This window comes from Aphanothece hegewaldii CCALA 016, from assembly GCF_003007785.1.
Lineage (GTDB): Bacteria > Cyanobacteriota > Cyanobacteriia > Cyanobacteriales > Microcystaceae > Chroococcus > Chroococcus hegewaldii.
Map to the genome: position 1 here is coordinate 266,974 of NZ_PXOH01000004.1, position 15,609 is coordinate 282,582.

At 36.8% G+C, this 15,609-nt stretch carries 15 protein-coding genes and 1 pseudogene; 6 read left to right on the plus strand and 10 right to left on the minus strand.

The window, feature by feature from the left end:
• Window positions 1–5: 5 nt before the first annotated feature.
• On the minus strand, window positions 6–818 hold the full coding sequence (locus C7H19_RS05890; RefSeq protein ID WP_106455955.1) for a response regulator transcription factor: 813 nt from the start codon (window positions 816–818) through the stop codon (window positions 6–8).
• 468 nt (window positions 819–1,286) lie between these two features.
• Between C7H19_RS05890 and C7H19_RS05895 the strand changes: the two genes are divergently transcribed.
• Complete coding sequence (locus C7H19_RS05895) at window positions 1,287–1,733, plus strand: EVE domain-containing protein (protein ID WP_106455956.1); 447 nt, start codon at window positions 1,287–1,289, stop codon at window positions 1,731–1,733.
• Here the strand turns inward: C7H19_RS05895 and C7H19_RS05900 are convergent.
• Window positions 1,722–2,171, minus strand: a complete 450-nt coding sequence (locus C7H19_RS05900) for a DUF29 domain-containing protein (protein WP_106455957.1) — start codon at window positions 2,169–2,171, stop codon at window positions 1,722–1,724. The two genes, C7H19_RS05895 and C7H19_RS05900, sit on opposite strands and share 12 nt — an antisense overlap.
• 250 nt (window positions 2,172–2,421) lie before the next feature.
• Between C7H19_RS05900 and gnd the strand changes: the two genes are divergently transcribed.
• The gene (gene gnd, locus C7H19_RS05905) at window positions 2,422–3,846 is read left to right on the plus strand and encodes a decarboxylating NADP(+)-dependent phosphogluconate dehydrogenase (protein WP_106455958.1); all 1,425 of its coding nucleotides are present in this window, start codon (window positions 2,422–2,424) and stop codon (window positions 3,844–3,846) included.
• 149 nt (window positions 3,847–3,995) lie between these two features.
• On the opposite strand, the gene C7H19_RS05910 is transcribed toward gnd, so the two are convergent.
• The 6 genes from C7H19_RS05910 to C7H19_RS05935 all read right to left on the minus strand — a co-directional run bounded on the left by C7H19_RS05910 (window position 3,996) and on the right by C7H19_RS05935 (window position 6,948).
• Window positions 3,996–4,346 carry a hypothetical protein gene (locus tag C7H19_RS05910; protein WP_106455959.1) on the minus strand — a complete coding sequence of 117 codons (351 nt, stop codon included), beginning with the start codon at window positions 4,344–4,346 and terminating at the stop codon, window positions 3,996–3,998.
• 189 nt (window positions 4,347–4,535) lie between these two features.
• On the minus strand, window positions 4,536–4,754 hold the full coding sequence (locus C7H19_RS05915) for a hypothetical protein (protein WP_106455960.1): 219 nt from the start codon (window positions 4,752–4,754) through the stop codon (window positions 4,536–4,538).
• 42 nt (window positions 4,755–4,796) lie between these two features.
• Window positions 4,797–5,489, minus strand: a complete 693-nt coding sequence (locus tag C7H19_RS05920) for a helix-hairpin-helix domain-containing protein (RefSeq protein ID WP_106455961.1) — start codon at window positions 5,487–5,489, stop codon at window positions 4,797–4,799.
• Between the two features lie 5 nt (window positions 5,490–5,494).
• On the minus strand, window positions 5,495–5,866 hold the full coding sequence (locus C7H19_RS05925; RefSeq protein ID WP_106455962.1) for an NINE protein: 372 nt from the start codon (window positions 5,864–5,866) through the stop codon (window positions 5,495–5,497).
• Window positions 5,856–6,098: a hypothetical protein gene (locus C7H19_RS05930; protein ID WP_106455963.1), complete on the minus strand. Its 243-nt coding sequence runs from the start codon at window positions 6,096–6,098 to the stop codon at window positions 5,856–5,858. The genes C7H19_RS05925 and C7H19_RS05930 overlap by 11 nt, the downstream gene beginning before the upstream one ends.
• Before the next feature lie 67 nt (window positions 6,099–6,165).
• Window positions 6,166–6,948, minus strand: a complete 783-nt coding sequence (locus C7H19_RS05935; protein WP_106455964.1) for an ABC transporter permease — start codon at window positions 6,946–6,948, stop codon at window positions 6,166–6,168.
• Window positions 6,949–7,085: 137 nt separating this feature from the next.
• Between C7H19_RS05935 and C7H19_RS05940 the strand changes: the two genes are divergently transcribed.
• The 4 genes from C7H19_RS05940 (at window position 7,086) to carB (ending at window position 14,089) form a co-directional block, all read left to right on the plus strand.
• A complete protein-coding gene (locus C7H19_RS05940; RefSeq protein ID WP_106455965.1) occupies window positions 7,086–8,177 on the plus strand; it encodes a DUF3616 domain-containing protein in 1,092 nt (363 codons plus the stop codon).
• A 47-nt stretch (window positions 8,178–8,224) separates the two neighbouring features.
• The gene (locus tag C7H19_RS05945; protein WP_219907591.1) at window positions 8,225–8,959 is read left to right on the plus strand and encodes a TIGR00297 family protein; all 735 of its coding nucleotides are present in this window, start codon (window positions 8,225–8,227) and stop codon (window positions 8,957–8,959) included.
• Between the two features lie 9 nt (window positions 8,960–8,968).
• Window positions 8,969–10,714 (plus strand): ABC transporter ATP-binding protein, encoded by a 1,746-nt coding sequence (locus tag C7H19_RS05950; RefSeq protein ID WP_106455967.1) that lies wholly within the window; start codon window positions 8,969–8,971, stop codon window positions 10,712–10,714.
• Window positions 10,715–10,837: 123 nt separating this feature from the next.
• Window positions 10,838–14,089, plus strand: a complete 3,252-nt coding sequence (gene carB / locus C7H19_RS05955) for a carbamoyl-phosphate synthase large subunit (protein WP_106455968.1) — start codon at window positions 10,838–10,840, stop codon at window positions 14,087–14,089.
• A gap of 44 nt (window positions 14,090–14,133) precedes the next feature.
• Here the strand turns inward: carB and C7H19_RS05960 are convergent, their stop codons facing one another.
• Together C7H19_RS05960 and C7H19_RS05965 are read right to left on the minus strand one after the other, a co-directional pair.
• Window positions 14,134–15,123, minus strand: coding sequence for a glycosyltransferase family protein (locus C7H19_RS05960; RefSeq protein WP_106455969.1), 990 nt, complete (start codon window positions 15,121–15,123; stop codon window positions 14,134–14,136).
• 7 nt (window positions 15,124–15,130) lie between these two features.
• Window positions 15,131–15,460, minus strand: a pseudogene (locus tag C7H19_RS05965) (ABC transporter ATP-binding protein); the annotation flags it as partial.
• Window positions 15,461–15,609: the final 149 nt, after the last annotated feature.

Genomic DNA, 15,609 nt, shown 5'->3' on the forward strand with positions numbered 1-15,609 from the left:
AGATTTTAAACTGATTTATTTTTCTCTTGCCAAGCTTTAGGTGTCATACCTCTATATTGGCGGAATTGACGAAAAAAGTAGCTTGCATTAGAATAACCTACAGTGATGGCAATTTGCTCCACTGCCCATTTAGTATTTTTAAGTAAATTACAAGCTTCTACTAAGCGGCGTTCAATAATCCATCGATTTACAGTTCGTCCGGTTTCCTGTTTAAGTTGATTAGTTAAATAAGCGGGAGAATAACCAACTGAGCGGGCTACATCTGATAAAGAAATTTCTCGATGATAATTAGCCTCTATAAAATCAAAAACTTCTTTAAAAGAAGAATTAATCGGGAAAATAGATTCTATTTCTTGTTCAGTAGTGATAGAAGTTGATAAAGAATTGTCATCTTTATGAACTTCTTCTAAAGCTTGCTGACACCGACTTAAATAACAGCGTTCTAGCATGGTTTTTCGTTGAAGTCGCGCCGAAATTGCACCTAATAATTCTTCAGGTGTTAGAGGTTTAGTTAAATAATCATCGGCTCCTAGTTCCATCGCTTGACGATACTCAATCCTAGCTTTTTTCGCAGTCATAAAAATGAGCGGAATCATAGATGTCGTAGGGTCTTGGCGTAGTTGACTCAAAACGCTATAACCATCTATTTCGGGCATAATAATATCACACAAGATGAGGTCAGGTAAATATTGTCGTGCTTGCTGAATACCACTAATTCCATCTTCTGCACTAATAATACGAAACCCTTTAGACTCAAGAAATTCTTGAAATAAATGACGATTTAAAGAGTCATCTTCAATTAGCAAAATATCTGCCATAGTCTTTTCCGTATAATAAAGTTAAGTGAATCACAAAAAAATTTTGGCTCGGCTCTAAAGGCTCAAAAAAATTTATGTCTTTTTGTAGATAAAACTTTTTTCGCTATTTTGTAAGCAAAGTCACTATTGCTTATGATGGTTATGCTTAATAGCTAAGGCTCTACCCGTAGATTAGCTATATGTTAAGTTTTATAAATCTGTCTTAAGATGGATTTCACACTTAAAGAATCGAGCTAAGTTTGTCTTCTTTGTTATCAGCAACTTTATCAAATTTTTGAACTTATAAAAAAACGATACGATGACTGTTATAGATGGTGAATTTTTACTTCTATAATATTTAAATTTTAAGATAATGATTAGGCTTGTTATAATTTAGCGTGGAGAATTGATTCGGGGTTATGAAAGCGAAACACATAAATTAAAAGGTAGGATGATCTTGTGTCCTTCTAAAAGACAGTTGTCATTAAAATGGCTTATTGGTTAATAAAATCAGAACCTGATGTTTATAGTATTGATGATTTGCGCCGCGATCGTCAAACGATTTGGGATGGAGTCCGAAACTATCAAGCGAGAAATTTTTTACGTCAGATGCAAGTAGGAGATTTAGGATTTTTTTATCATTCTAATACGTCTCCTCTAGGGATAGTCGGTTTAGTAAAAGTTATAGAAAGTGATGTAATTGATCCCACACAGTTTGATTCTAATAGTCCTTATTATGATCCTAAATCTATTTTAGAGTCGCCCCGTTGGTTTACGGTCAAAATAGAATTTGTCGAAGCGTTTACACAGATTATTACTCTAGAAACATTAAAACGAGAATTTAGCCCTGAGCAACTTTTGGTCGTCAGAAAAGGGAATCGTTTGTCAGTAATGCCAGTAGAAATAGAAGTGGCTCAAAAGCTTTTACTCAGGTAGATAATTAGAATCTAAAACCTGCTCAACACTAAAAGGACAAAGATCAGGAAAAGTATCTATTACTAAATCTGTTTCATCGGATGCTAATTCTCGTCCATCTTGATACGCAATCTCGAAACCTTCATCAAATGTACGCTGAAGACTAGGACTATCTTTAAAGGCTTCTTGAATTCTTTTTCGATGTTCTCGTATTGTGGAACGCCAACTATTAGAACGCATTGAAGGTTGATATTTCCATTTTAATAAGTGCATTAATAAAACTCTCAAATTACTTTTCAAAGCTGCTCTTTCACTTCTTCCCGTTGTTTCTATTTCTTCGATTAGATTATCATAATCAATTTGGTCGAGTTGACGAGTTTTCAATAAATTAGCCGTTGTTTCTAGCCACAAAACAAAATCAGTTTCATAGAGAGTTTGTTTATTAACTTGAGTCTTCATGATAATCTCTCTCTAAAAAAGGAACTTATTTCAGTATAGCGGTTCTCTGGTTGGGGAAAGAAGACAAAACGGCGATCGCACTTTTTGACTTATTGTGATAATGGTATAAAAGCGTACAACAACAAATAGGCGTGGTATGCTGTATATCTTCATTCGATCGCTAGTCTTAAAAAAAACCAACATTTATCTAACTGTCGTAAAAGATCGCGTTACAACCAAAAGTAAATGACTTCAATAGACTGGCAATTTTATGACTCAACGAACTTTCGGTGTGATCGGTTTAGCCGTTATGGGGGAAAATTTAGCCCTCAATGTAGAAAGCCGGGGTTTTCCGATTGCTGTATACAATCGTAGCCCAGGTAAGACAGATGAATTTATGGCAACTCGCGCCCAAGGAAAGGACGTAAAAGCCGCCTATAGCCTAGACGAATTCGTTCAAATTTTAGAACGTCCCCGCAAAATCCTCGTAATGGTTAAAGCAGGGAAACCTGTCGATGACGTAATTGCCCAACTCAAACCCCTATTAGATCCAGACGATATGATTATCGATGGGGGTAACTCTTTGTATGAAGATACGGAAAGACGCGCCAAAGAACTCGAAGCGACTGGACTCGGTTTTGTCGGCATGGGTGTCAGTGGTGGCGAGGAAGGCGCATTAAATGGACCTAGTTTGATGCCAGGTGGCACGAAAGCCGCTTATGATTACTTAGAACCCATTTTGGTCAAAATTGCTGCCCAAGTCGATGACGGACCTTGTGTGACCTATATCGGGCCAGGTGGTGCGGGACACTATGTCAAAATGGTACACAATGGCATTGAATACGGGGATATGCAGTTAATTGCTGAAGCCTACGATGTCCTAAAAAATGGCTTAGGTTTGACGAACCCGCAATTACAAGAAGTTTTCGCCGAGTGGAATACCACCGATGAATTAAATTCCTATCTCATCGAAATTACCGCCGATATCTTTAAATATATCGATCCAGAAACGAATCAGCATTTAGTTGATTTAATCATGGATACTGCCGGACAAAAGGGTACAGGACGCTGGACGGTCATGAGTGCCTTAGAATTGGGTGTGGGTATTCCAACGATTTATGCTGCTGTCAACGCCCGTATTATGTCGTCAATTAAAGATGAACGGGTTGCTGCATCTAAAGAACTGATGGGCCCATCGACTAAATTTGAGGGAGATGTTGCCACTTATGTGAATAAGGTACGGGATGCCCTTTATTGTTCTAAGATGTGTTCCTATGCTCAGGGTATGGCACTTATAGCCAAGGCTTCGGCAGAATACAACTATAATATCAGTCTGCCCGAATCGGCTCGCATTTGGAAAGGTGGATGTATTATTCGTGCTGGCTTTTTGGATAAGATTAAAAAGGCTTTCCAAGAAAACCCCGGTTTACCTAATTTACTGCTTGCACCTGAGTTTAAACAAAGTATTCTAGATCGACAAGAAGCATGGCGCGAAATTTTGGTACTAGCTAACCAGTTAGGTATCGCTGTTCCTGCGTTTAGTTCTTCTCTAGACTATTTTGACGCTTATCGACGCGATCGTTTACCCCAAAACCTAACTCAAGCGCAACGCGACTATTTTGGCGCACATACCTACGAACGGACGGATAAACCAAAAGGTGAATTCTTCCATACTGAATGGTCTCATTCTTCGTAGTATTTCGTATACGAAAGATTTAGCTTGAATAAAGTAGTACATTAATACCAATACTGTACTAGACGGTTAGTTTATTAAGAAGGCCGTCTTAGAATTTTCTCTGAGACGGTTTTAAAATAGGGGTGATGTGTAGCCACCCGCAAGAACGGTTAAGGATTACCAGTAAAATTAGCTTTGTTTAAAATTCCCACAACAAGAATACCAATGATGCTTAAAAAAGCAATCATAAAAGTATTGAGACGCGAATCAATACCCCCTAGACGCGCATTGTTATCATCGAATCGTTTTTCAATGCCTTTTAACTGTTCATTCGTTTTGGCCATGTAAACATCTAACTTTTTCTCAAGAGAATCTATTTTTCTGTCGATTTTTTTCTCAAGAGTGTCTACTTTCTCGTCGATTTTTCGGTCTAGTCCGTCGATTTTTCGGTCTAAATCACTAAACCGATTGTTAATTAAATCTTCTAACCGCTTTAAATCGGCTTCTGTTAATGTAGACATTTTTGCTATACTCCTTATTAGTTGAAAGGTTTTTCAATCCCCTAAAGGTAAAAACTATAGGGGACTAATTATATTATGAGCTTATTCGACTGTGACGATCGCTTCTTTTGATAAGGAAAGAACTTCATTTATGTTAAAAATAAGTTTTTATTTTACTTTTGAATGAAGGTAAATGCTATATTTCACAGATTAACTAGGCAATGTTCCACCTTTTTTGTTGTTCCGATGATGGCGATAAATTCCATAATTAACAATATACGAACCACCAACCAAAACGATTAGCAAACCAGTCCATTTTAAGGATAAATTTAAATCCATTGTTGAAACAATACCAAAGTTACCCAAACCCCAAAGTAATAATAAGGTTAGATAAGTTTTCTTTTTAGATAAGCGTATTTTTTGCGTCATTTTTACTACTATTTTGTTTATATTTGATTATTTTTGGCGAAATTAAATAATCTCTCTATATTGATTTAAAGATAAACCTGTTCTATGTTTTATATCAATCACTGAATAATATTGACCATTTTTCTCTCTTTCTTCAATAATTCTTTGCGCTACTTTTTCATCTAGTCCACAGCGAATTAATTCTGTTGTTGAATAACTATTAACTCGTCTCCATGATAAATCTTCTTCTTGTTCAGGATGATATCTAAAGGTTATTAATGGTTCTAATTTTTTGAGATAGTTTTTAGGAATTCCCGCAATATCTGATAATTCTTCTATATCAGTAAAGAAATATCCTTCATTTCGCAGTAATTCTATATTATTCGCATAAACGATCGGTAATTCTAATTGATATACCATTTCATCTTTAGAACATTTATTAATATCAATTTTTGGCTCATTTTTGTCGATGATTTGAGGTTCTTCAAAACTGTCTAAAACTCTTGAATTTTTCTTATAAGATTTTCTTTGAATATAAAAAGCTGTTAAAATTTGAGCCATCCAAAATAACAAAAATGGTAAAAGTTGATTGGATGTATAGACTAAATTAATGATAATAAATACTGTGCCTAAAATTAGCCAAGTTCTCGTTTTAGTTCTGTAACCTTCATAGGCGATCGCTCCTCCTCCTATAATGGGAACCCACGCTAACCAAAGCCAATTAAGAGTATTTTTCTTACGAGTTGATAGTTTCATCTTTTCTATAATGAATCTAAATATTTACGTCGTTTTTCTTCGTATTCTTCAGCAGTAATTACTCCTGAATCATACAATTTTTTGAGGTCTACTAAAATCGCCATTTTATCTCTAGAAGACTCTTGAACTAGATGACTTGGGCTAATATAATTTCCTTGTTGTGTTAAAGTATACCCTAAATTATACTTAACATTAAAGCTTTGTTCGGACATAATTAATAATCCGATAAAGTCGAAGAAAGCGAAAATACTCGGAATAAATGTCCAAAAAAATAATAAATATAAAACGCCCGCTAGAGTTTCGCCCAAATAGAATTTATGGATACCAAAACCACCCAAGAAGAAAACTAACAATGTTGCTGCTACTTTATTTTTCATCTTTTTTCTTTCCTTTTAAATTGCTCATTTTTTTATTTGTTCTTATCACTTTTGTCACCCAATAATAAAGAATTACAATTCCGATTTGTGCTTCGAGAAAGAGCAAGTATCCTCTAATCATATAGTTTAGCTCTAAAGTTGAGTTGAATGTAAAAATTATTCCACCCATCGCTAAAAAAGGAACTAATCTAAGCCACTTAGGAGATATTTTACTACTTAAATAATGATTCATTTTAATCACTTTACTTCCTCAAAAACGCTTATTATACAAACGTGTCATAGTGCAATTTTAAGCTAAACTAACTCGATGCACTGGTATAAAATCTTAAAGCAAATTTCCAAAAAAAGATAGATATGAATAACAAACTAACGGCTAAAATTGCTGCACCCAAAATTCCAAACAAATGACTTTTATTTAACATCACTTGAGCAGGAATCGTTGTTAAAAAAGCTACGGGAATAATAAATGTAAAAAAGACGCGATAAATAGCGGGATAAGCTACTATTGGATAACGTCCAGCTTCTAAAAAACCTCGTAAGACTTCCGTTACATTATATATTTTAACAAACCAAATGCTCGTTGCTCCCAACATAAACCAAAGACTATATAAAATAATGGTTCCCAATACAATAGGCACGATTCCCAATAAATAAGATTTAAGCGTTAAATTTAGTTGAATCCCTGCATATACAATAATAATAACGCCAAAAACTAAATCAGGAAAGCCCCAAGGTGATAAAGTTCTTGTCGATAACCAAAACTGACTACTAATGGGTTTGAGTAACACAAAATCTAAAGTACCTTGTTCTACTTGTTCTACAATTCGATTAAGATTAGGAACTAAAAATGTGGCTGAAATTCCCTGAAGTAGAGTAAATATACCCAAAACAATCATTGCTTCAGGCCAACTCCACCCCTCAAACTGATAACCTGTTCGATAAAATAGAAATAATCCAAACAAACTACCCGCTAGATTTGCTAAACTACTGAAGCCAGCAATCACAAAGTTTAAACGATACTCTAATTCTGCTGCGATCGCTGTACTCCAAAACAAACGAATTAAATGTAAATATCTCTTCATAATTTGAAAAATTTTTAAAAAGTTATGTTATGCCAAACCCACGAGGGAGAGAATTGTTAAAATTTCGTAAGATCTCCTTCATTTTATCAAAATTAATTTAATTATAATATTGAGTAAAATCTTTAATCAAATGCGAAATGAATAAATCAAGTTCTTTAATTAAACAACTTAAACTAAACTTTGAACCACAGTATCAAAACAAAGAACCCAAGTATAGCGATCCCGAAAAGCCCGTCACTGAACAATTATCGGCTGCGGTATTCACCGAAAATGGAAAATATTTATGGTTAGCTGCTGATGAAGAAATTGCCATAGAACGTCTAGAAAAAATCGATGATAAAACCTACGGAAATCATCAACGATTTGCACTACAAGACTTATTAGATGACTTCGATCCAAAACAAAAAGAAGTTGATATCGAAGGATTAGATTATGATGGTCAATATCTCTGGTTAATTGGTTCTCATAGCAGCAAACGCAAAAAAGCTAAAGAAAATCCAATTAGTGGCAAACAATTAACAGTTGCTCTGGATGGAAATCGCTATTTACTCGCTCGTATTCCTATAAAGGACGGAAAATTAATCAAATCCACTGAATCAGAACATTCAGCCGTACTCAAGCGAGAACCCAATAGTAATGAATTACTTACAGTTTTAGCACAAGATCCTTATCTTGGGGAGATCATTAGGAGTAATTTACCTGGAAAAGATAATGGTTTTGATATAGAAGGTTTTGTCATTAAAAATAATAAAATATTAATTGGGCTGCGGGGACCCGTTTTAAGAGGGATTGCTATCTTAATTGAAATTGAACTAGAAGAAGCACAACAGGGCATTCTTACCCTAAAAACGATTGGAACCGACGAAAAAGGTTATAAACTTCATTTTATAGACCTCAATGGCTTAGGAATTCGAGAACTTTGTATGAATGAAAATAATTTACTGATTTTAGCAGGGCCAACCATGAGTTTAGATGCTTCAATGAGGCTATTTCAGTTAAATGATCCTTTTAGTCTACAAGAAAATAGTTTGACTGAAGCGCAAGATAATTTACTAAAAATCTTATTTGAAATTCCTCATGGTTTCCAAAACGACCGCGCTGAGGGAATAACCCTGTATACTGATGAAAATGAACGTAAATCCATCTTAGTTGTCTATGATACTCCTAATAAACAGCGTCTTGACAACAACGAATTCACTGTATTATCAGATATCTTCCAATTACCTTAAAAATTATTTTAAATTAAAATAATAGACAAGTCTCAATCATTGAACTCATGAATCTTTCCTCACCTTGGGTAATAGCGTTCGCCATCAATACCATATTACTAACGATCGCCTATATCATTCCCAAAAAACTGTTAACCCCTGCGGGTTATCTCCATGCTTGGTTACTGGGTGTGATCATTTGGGGTACACTGGGATGGCGTGGCTATGCGCTCATGATGTTTTATTTTTTCGTCGGATCAGCAGTCACTCGTATTGGCATCCAACAAAAAGAAGCAGAAGGAATAGCCGAAAAACGTTCGGGAATGAGAGGGCCAGAAAATGTCTGGGGATCAGCCCTAGCCGGCACGATCTGCGCTATACTAACCTTACTGGTCAGTTCCCCCATCAAAGAATTATTGATTTTAGGTTATGTGGCGAGTCTGAGTACAAAACTATCGGATACCAGCGCCAGTGAAGTTGGGAAAGCTTACGGAAAAAGTACATTTTTAATTACTACTTTACAACCTGTACCACGAGGAACCGAAGGTGCAATTAGTCTAGAAGGAACATTAGCGGGGGTAGTTGCTTCGGCTGCGATCGCCTCTTTAGGTTTGGGACTTGGTATAATCAACCCAATAGGCGTTATTTGGTGTATCATCGCTGCTTTTATCGCCACAAATTTAGAAAGTGTGATCGGTGCAACTCTACAAAATCAATGGGAATGGTTAACCAATGAATGGGTTAACGTCATTAATACCATTATCGGTGCAACGATCGCTATTTTATTCGGTATTTTAATCTAAAAAAACTCGATGAACAACAGAAGACTCAAAAAGTTACTGACTTATCTTTATCCCCATTGGCGAACTATTTTAATCGGGGTTGTCGCCTTATTTTTTGTAAATAGTTTGAGTGTTTACATTCCTTTACTTATTCGAGATGGAGTCGATCAACTCAAGTCAACTTTTAAATTTTCCCAAGTCTGGTACTATGTGATCCTAATTTTAGTACTAGCAACGCTCATGTTTGCGATCCGTTTATTATCACGGGTTTTGTTATTTGGTGTGGGTCGTCAGGTAGAATATGAACTTAAACAAAAGATTTTTCAGCATTTATTAAAACTCGAACCCGCATACTTTGCTATTAATACATCTGGAGACTTGATCAACCGCGCAACCAGTGATGTTGATAATATTCGTCGTTTATTAGGATTTGCGGTTTTAAGTATCGTTAATACCTTTTTTGCTTATACTTTAACACTGCCCGCCATGTTAGCGATCAATGTTCCTCTCAGTTTATGGGCAGTTACAATTTATCCATTGATGCTCATTACTGTACAATTATTTAGCGATCGCTTGAGAGTAGAACAACTAGAAGTACAAGAAAGTCTTTCAGATATCAGTGAATTGATCCAAGAAGACATGAGTGGAATGTCTCTCATTAAAATTTACGCCCAAGAAGATAACGAAAAACGTGCCTTTGAAGTCAAAAACAAAAATTTATTAGATGCTAATTTAAAATTAGCCCTCACCAGAAATTTATTATTTCCCATCGTTGAAGGATTATCTTATGTTAGTTTATTGATTTTATTAGCTTTGGGAACCCGTGCGATTATTAGAGGAGAAATTACAACAGGCGATTTTATTGCTTTAATTATCTTAGTCGAAGGTTTAGGCTTCCCCACCGCCTTACTCGGATTTACAATTACAGCTTATCAAAGAGGTGAAGTCAGTATTGATCGCATCGAAGCAATTTTACAGGTAGACCCCCAGATAAAAAATGCTCCCAATAGCCATTCAATGCCGCTAGAACACGTTAAAGGAGAAATTAGGGCAAATAAGTTATCTTACACTTATCCAGGGGCGAAAAAGCCAGCCTTAAAAGAAGTTAGTTTTAAAATTTTAGCAGGTGAAACAGTGGCGATCGTCGGTCCCATTGGCTGCGGAAAATCGACTCTAGCAAATGCGATCCCTCGTCTATTGGATATTAATTCAAGACAATTATTTATTGATGATCAAGATATCACTCAAATTAACTTAGCTGATTTACGCTCATCGATCGCCTACGTTCCCCAAGAAAGTTTTCTCTTCAGTACAACCATTCAAAATAATATACGCTATGGTGATCCGATCTCCGAACCAATAAACGTCGAAACTGCTGCCAAACAAGCGCAAATTCATCCAGAAATCTTGAATTTCCCGCTACAATATGAAACCTTAGTCGGCGAAAGAGGGATCACCCTTTCTGGAGGACAACGACAAAGAACCGCATTAGCAAGAGCCTTATTAATCAATGCACCCATTTTAATTCTAGATGATGCCCTTTCGAGTGTTGATAATGAAACAGCCACAAAAATTTTAAATAATCTTTCGACAGAACAGAAAAAAACCGTTATTTTTATTTCTCATCAATTATCGGCTGTTGCAAATGCCGATCGTATTTTTGTCATGGATAAAGGAGAAATCGTCCAAATGGGAACTCATGAAGACTTATTATTGCAAAGCGGACTTTATCAACGATTATGGAACCAACAACAATTAGAAGCGACTTTAAATTAAACCCCAAAAATCTAATCACCATCCGAGCAAGTCATTAAACCAAGAGAAAATATCGACATCGATCCGATCAATAGCAGATAGAATGATTGGGATTAATATAGTATCTCCCTACGAAGACTGCTTATGCCACGTCGCAACGATATTAACAAAATCTTAATCCTGGGTGCAGGACCGATCGTTATTGGACAAGCCTGTGAGTTTGATTATTCGGGAACCCAAGCCTGTAAAGCCCTACGAGAAGAAGGCTATGAAGTGGTTTTAGCCAATTCTAACCCCGCTTCAATTATGACTGATCCAGAAATGGCCAACCGAACCTACATCGAACCTCTTACGCCAGAAATTATCGCCAAAATAATCGAAAAAGAACGCCCAGACGCAATATTACCAACAATGGGCGGACAAACAGCCCTCAATCTAGCAGTTGCACTATCTAAGAACGGAACCCTAGAAAAATACAATGTTGAACTCATTGGGGCTAAACTAGGAGCGATCGAAATGGCCGAAGATCGGGAACTCTTTAAGAAAGCGATGGCTAAAATTGGTGTTCCCGTTTGTCCTTCTGGTATTGCTAATAATCTTGATGAAGCTAAAGCGATCGCCCTTGAAATCGGTTCTTATCCTCTCATTATCCGTCCTGCCTTCACATTAGGGGGAACAGGAGGCGGTATAGCCTACAACCAAGAAGAATATGAGGTAATGGCACAATATGGCTTAGATTGTTCGCCAATGTCGCAAATTCTAGTTGAAAAATCCTTGATCGGTTGGAAAGAATATGAACTCGAAGTAATGCGAGATCTAGCCGATAATGTAGTTATTATTTGTTCGATCGAAAACTTTGACCCGATGGGCGTTCATACAGGTGACTCGATCACAGTTGCCCCCGCACAAACCCTAACCGATAAAGAATACCAACGTCTACGAGATTATTCTAAAGCAATTATCCGCGAAATCGGCGTGGAAACAGGCGGATCTAATATTCAGTTTTCTGTCAACCCCCAAAATGGCGATGTAATCGTTATTGAAATGAATCCTAGGGTATCTCGTTCCTCAGCCTTAGCATCGAAAGCTACAGGTTTTCCGATCGCTAAATTTGCCGCTAAACTAGCAGTAGGCTACACCCTAGACGAAATTTCTAACGATATTACCAAAAAAACCCCCGCATCTTTTGAACCAACGATCGATTATGTAGTAACGAAAATTCCTCGTTTTGCCTTTGAAAAATTCCCAGGATCATCATCCACTCTCACCACCCAAATGAAGTCAGTCGGGGAAGCGATGGCTATTGGGCGAACTTTCCAAGAATCCTTTCAAAAAGCCTTAAGATCACTAGAAGTTGGACGATTTGGCTTTGGTTGCGATCGTGATGAAACTTTACCCCCACTCTCCCAAGTTCGCGCAGGTTTACGAACTCCTAACCCAGATCGCGTCTTTACGATTTATCAAGCAATGAAACTGAGGTTAACGGTTGAGGAAATTCACGAACTCACGGCGATCGATCCTTGGTTTTTAGATAAATTAAATGAACTTCTAGAAACCGAAAATTTCCTTAAACAAACGCCTCTTAAACAAATTACCGCCGAACAAATGCGGTATGTCAAACAACAAGGATTTAGCGATCGTCAAATTGCTTATGCGACGAAAACCAATGAAGATGAAGTTCGTCAAGTCCGCAAACAGTTAGGAATTATTCCCGTTTACAAAGTTGTTGATACTTGCGCTGCTGAATTTGAAGCCTTTACCCCTTATTTCTATTCTACCTACGAGCCAGATATTACCGAAGTCATGCCCTCTGACAACCGAAAAGTGATGATTTTAGGCGGTGGGCCGAACCGTATTGGACAAGGGATCGAATTTGATTACTGTTGTTGTCATGCGGCTTTTTCTTTAAGTGATGCAGGGTTTGAAACCATTATGGTTAACTCTAACCCAGAAACCGTATCCACGGATTATGATACGAGCGATCGCTTATACTTTGAACCTTTAACTAAAGAAGATGTGATCAATATCATCGAAGCAGAAAACCCAGAAGGCGTAATTATTCAATTTGGCGGGCAAACACCCTTAAAATTAGCCGTCCCGCTACAAAAATATCTAGAAAGCCCTAACTGTCCCGTAAATACCAAAATTTGGGGAACTTCTCCCACCTCTATTGATATCGCTGAGGATCGAGAAAAATTTGAACAAATTCTTCGCAATTTAAATATTACTCAACCTGCAAATGGACTAGCACGAGACTATAAAGATGCAGTTGCCGTATCTAAACGAATTGGTTATCCAGTAGTAGTACGTCCGTCCTATGTATTGGGAGGTCGTGCCATGCAAATTGTGTTTAGTGACGAAGAATTAGAACACTACATGACTTTTGCTGTAAAAATCGAACCAGATCACCCAATTCTAATCGATAAATTTCTCGAAAATGCGATCGAAGTTGATGTGGATGCTTTAGCCGATGGTACAGGAAAAGTAATCATCGGTGGCATTATGGAACACATCGAACAAGCGGGCGTACATTCGGGTGATTCTGCGTGTTCACTTCCCTATACTTCCCTTTCTGAGTCAGTAATAGAAACGATTCGCAATTGGACAATTCAACTCGCTAAAGCTTTAAATGTAGTTGGATTAATGAATATTCAGTATGCCGTACAAGGCGAACAAGTGTACATCCTAGAAGCCAACCCCCGCGCTTCTCGAACCGTTCCCTATGTTTCTAAAGCGACAGGTATACCTCTAGCCAAAATGGCCTCATTAATCATGTCAGGACGTACCATCGAAAGTTTAGGCCTCGCTGATGAATTTATACCCCGTCATATTGCCGTTAAAGAAGCTGTATTACCTTTCCAAAAGTTCCCCGGTGCAGATCTATTACTGGGTCCAGAAATGCGCTCTACAGGCGAAGTAATGGGCATTGACAGCGATTTTGGTAAAGCCTTCGCCAAAGCTGAACTCGCCGCAGGAGTTCAACTCGCCACTGAAGGAACCGTTTTTGTATCCATGAACGATCGAGATAAAATGGCTACCATTCCCGTCGTCAAAGATTTAATGGAACTAGGATTTAAAGTCGTAGCGACTTCAGGAACACGCCAAGTTTTACTAGAAAATGGTGTTGAAGGGGTAGAAGTTGTGCTAAAACTTCATGAAGGTCGTCCCCATGTTATCGACTGGATCAAGAATAATTGGATTCAGTTTATTATTAATACTCCCAGTGGTGAAGAACCTCAAGCCGATGGACGCATGATTCGCCGAACTGCACTAGATTATAAATTACCCATTATTACAACGATCGCAGGGGCTAAAGCAACTGTCGCCGCCATTCGTTCTTTACAGTCTTCGCCATTAGAGGTGAAAGCGATACAGGATTATCTAATCGAAAAATAAACGATTTTTTTTGTAGGGGTTTGGTCTCCAAACCCTTCTTAATCTCAAATTAATTTGATTTTTCTGGTAAATCTATCTTTAACTCTACTATATTTAAAATTAAAATAGCGTTGATAAAAAAGAAATCTTTTTTGATTTTTACTCATTTTAGACCATTCGGCATAAGCAGGAAAAGCCACATCGTTAAAAAATGAAACCCATTTATTAAGCGTTTGTTGAATGCTAGTTTCTTTAGCTCTTTCGTAGCCATTTTCAACCATTTTATGATATAGTTCAGGGTAATTTTTCAGTTTTTTAACCGCTTGAATTGCCTCGTCAACAGAACGAACTATAATAAAGTCTAAATCTGTTTTTCGTTCTGCCATAAAGCCTGATTCTGGTGTTAAAATAGCTGGTACACCTGCGTGCCAAGCATTGATTAGTTTAATCGCACCTTTGTTAAGATAAATATTTGATTCAAAACTACGAGCCGCTACGATAACATCAAGACAAGTATAATCATTCCATTGAGAGCTATTAAATATGGGCAACCAATGACAATTTAAAGAGGATAAAGCATCTTTCCAAGTCGTTGATATTAATTCTGGTGCAATCTGACTTTTTGAACCAATATAAGCAATATTTTCTACATTACTCAAACGCTTTTTATCTCTAGGAATTAATCCAGGAATCGGCCAATGATTAATTAAATGGGGATTCCAAATCGTATTTTTTTCTTTTTGCCAATCTATCGGGTTATGAATTGTATGTAAATGTGCTGATGGATGATATTCTTTATCACTTTTGGCACAAATTAGCATTACTTGATCGAGAAATGGGTAATTGTTTGCTAGTGTATCACGATCAGCAATTAATATTCCTTCATCAGGAATTTTCTCAGTAATTTTGCAAGGGAAACCAGCTTGTTTAAGATAAAAATATGTTTGAGCAATCCAAGCCATAAAATTACTGTGATGACTCCTCCATTGTGTGTGGTTTTCTTGAATAATTTGTTGCTGAATTTTATGTGGAGTATAAAAGTATATTTTGGTCATTTTAATACTACAAATTAACGTTTATATTCTCAAATTTGGGAATCGAAGCAATTAATAGCTTAGTATAATCTTCTTTGGGATGATTAATAATATCTTTTGCTGTACCATGTTCAGCAATTTTACCTTTATTCATCACAATAATACGATCGCTCATAAATCTGACTACACTTAAATCATGGGAAATAAAAATATAAGTGAGTTGAAAATCCTGTTGTAGTTCTTTCAATAAGTTCAAAACTTAGGCTTGTCCTGAAACATTTAGCGCGGAAACCGATTCATCATAGACAATCAACTGAGGATTTAAGGCTAAGGCTCTTGCAATACAAATCCGTTGTTTATTGTCCACTGAGGCATTTGTATTGCTAGTAAGTTGAAGCAAAAATCAAGCCTACTCTACAGATAACTCGTTGGTGATGTTATTGATCTGTTGTTAAACCTCAAATTAAAACTCCAAATTCATCTCGATTGATAAACATTCCAATTACT

What these genes read in the sequence shown, in the direction of transcription:
- C7H19_RS05915 (WP_106455960.1), bottom strand. Translation starts at nt 4,754, where the DNA reads ATGACGCAAAAAATACGCTTATCTAAAAAGAAAACTTATCTAACCTTA.
- gnd (WP_106455958.1), top strand. Translation starts at nt 2,422, where the DNA reads ATGACTCAACGAACTTTCGGTGTGATCGGTTTAGCCGTTATGGGGGAA.
- C7H19_RS05930 (WP_106455963.1), bottom strand. Translation starts at nt 6,098, where the DNA reads ATGAATCATTATTTAAGTAGTAAAATATCTCCTAAGTGGCTTAGATTA.
- carB (WP_106455968.1), top strand. Translation starts at nt 10,838, where the DNA reads ATGCCACGTCGCAACGATATTAACAAAATCTTAATCCTGGGTGCAGGA.
- C7H19_RS05890 (WP_106455955.1), bottom strand. Translation starts at nt 818, where the DNA reads ATGGCAGATATTTTGCTAATTGAAGATGACTCTTTAAATCGTCATTTA.
- C7H19_RS05940 (WP_106455965.1), top strand. Translation starts at nt 7,086, where the DNA reads ATGAATAAATCAAGTTCTTTAATTAAACAACTTAAACTAAACTTTGAA.
- C7H19_RS05935 (WP_106455964.1), bottom strand. Translation starts at nt 6,948, where the DNA reads ATGAAGAGATATTTACATTTAATTCGTTTGTTTTGGAGTACAGCGATC.
- C7H19_RS05900 (WP_106455957.1), bottom strand. Translation starts at nt 2,171, where the DNA reads ATGAAGACTCAAGTTAATAAACAAACTCTCTATGAAACTGATTTTGTT.
- C7H19_RS05910 (WP_106455959.1), bottom strand. Translation starts at nt 4,346, where the DNA reads ATGTCTACATTAACAGAAGCCGATTTAAAGCGGTTAGAAGATTTAATT.
- C7H19_RS05925 (WP_106455962.1), bottom strand. Translation starts at nt 5,866, where the DNA reads ATGAAAAATAAAGTAGCAGCAACATTGTTAGTTTTCTTCTTGGGTGGT.
- C7H19_RS05895 (WP_106455956.1), top strand. Translation starts at nt 1,287, where the DNA reads ATGGCTTATTGGTTAATAAAATCAGAACCTGATGTTTATAGTATTGAT.
- C7H19_RS05920 (WP_106455961.1), bottom strand. Translation starts at nt 5,489, where the DNA reads ATGAAACTATCAACTCGTAAGAAAAATACTCTTAATTGGCTTTGGTTA.
- C7H19_RS05960 (WP_106455969.1), bottom strand. Translation starts at nt 15,123, where the DNA reads ATGACCAAAATATACTTTTATACTCCACATAAAATTCAGCAACAAATT.
- C7H19_RS05945 (WP_219907591.1), top strand. Translation starts at nt 8,225, where the DNA reads ATGAATCTTTCCTCACCTTGGGTAATAGCGTTCGCCATCAATACCATA.
- C7H19_RS05950 (WP_106455967.1), top strand. Translation starts at nt 8,969, where the DNA reads ATGAACAACAGAAGACTCAAAAAGTTACTGACTTATCTTTATCCCCAT.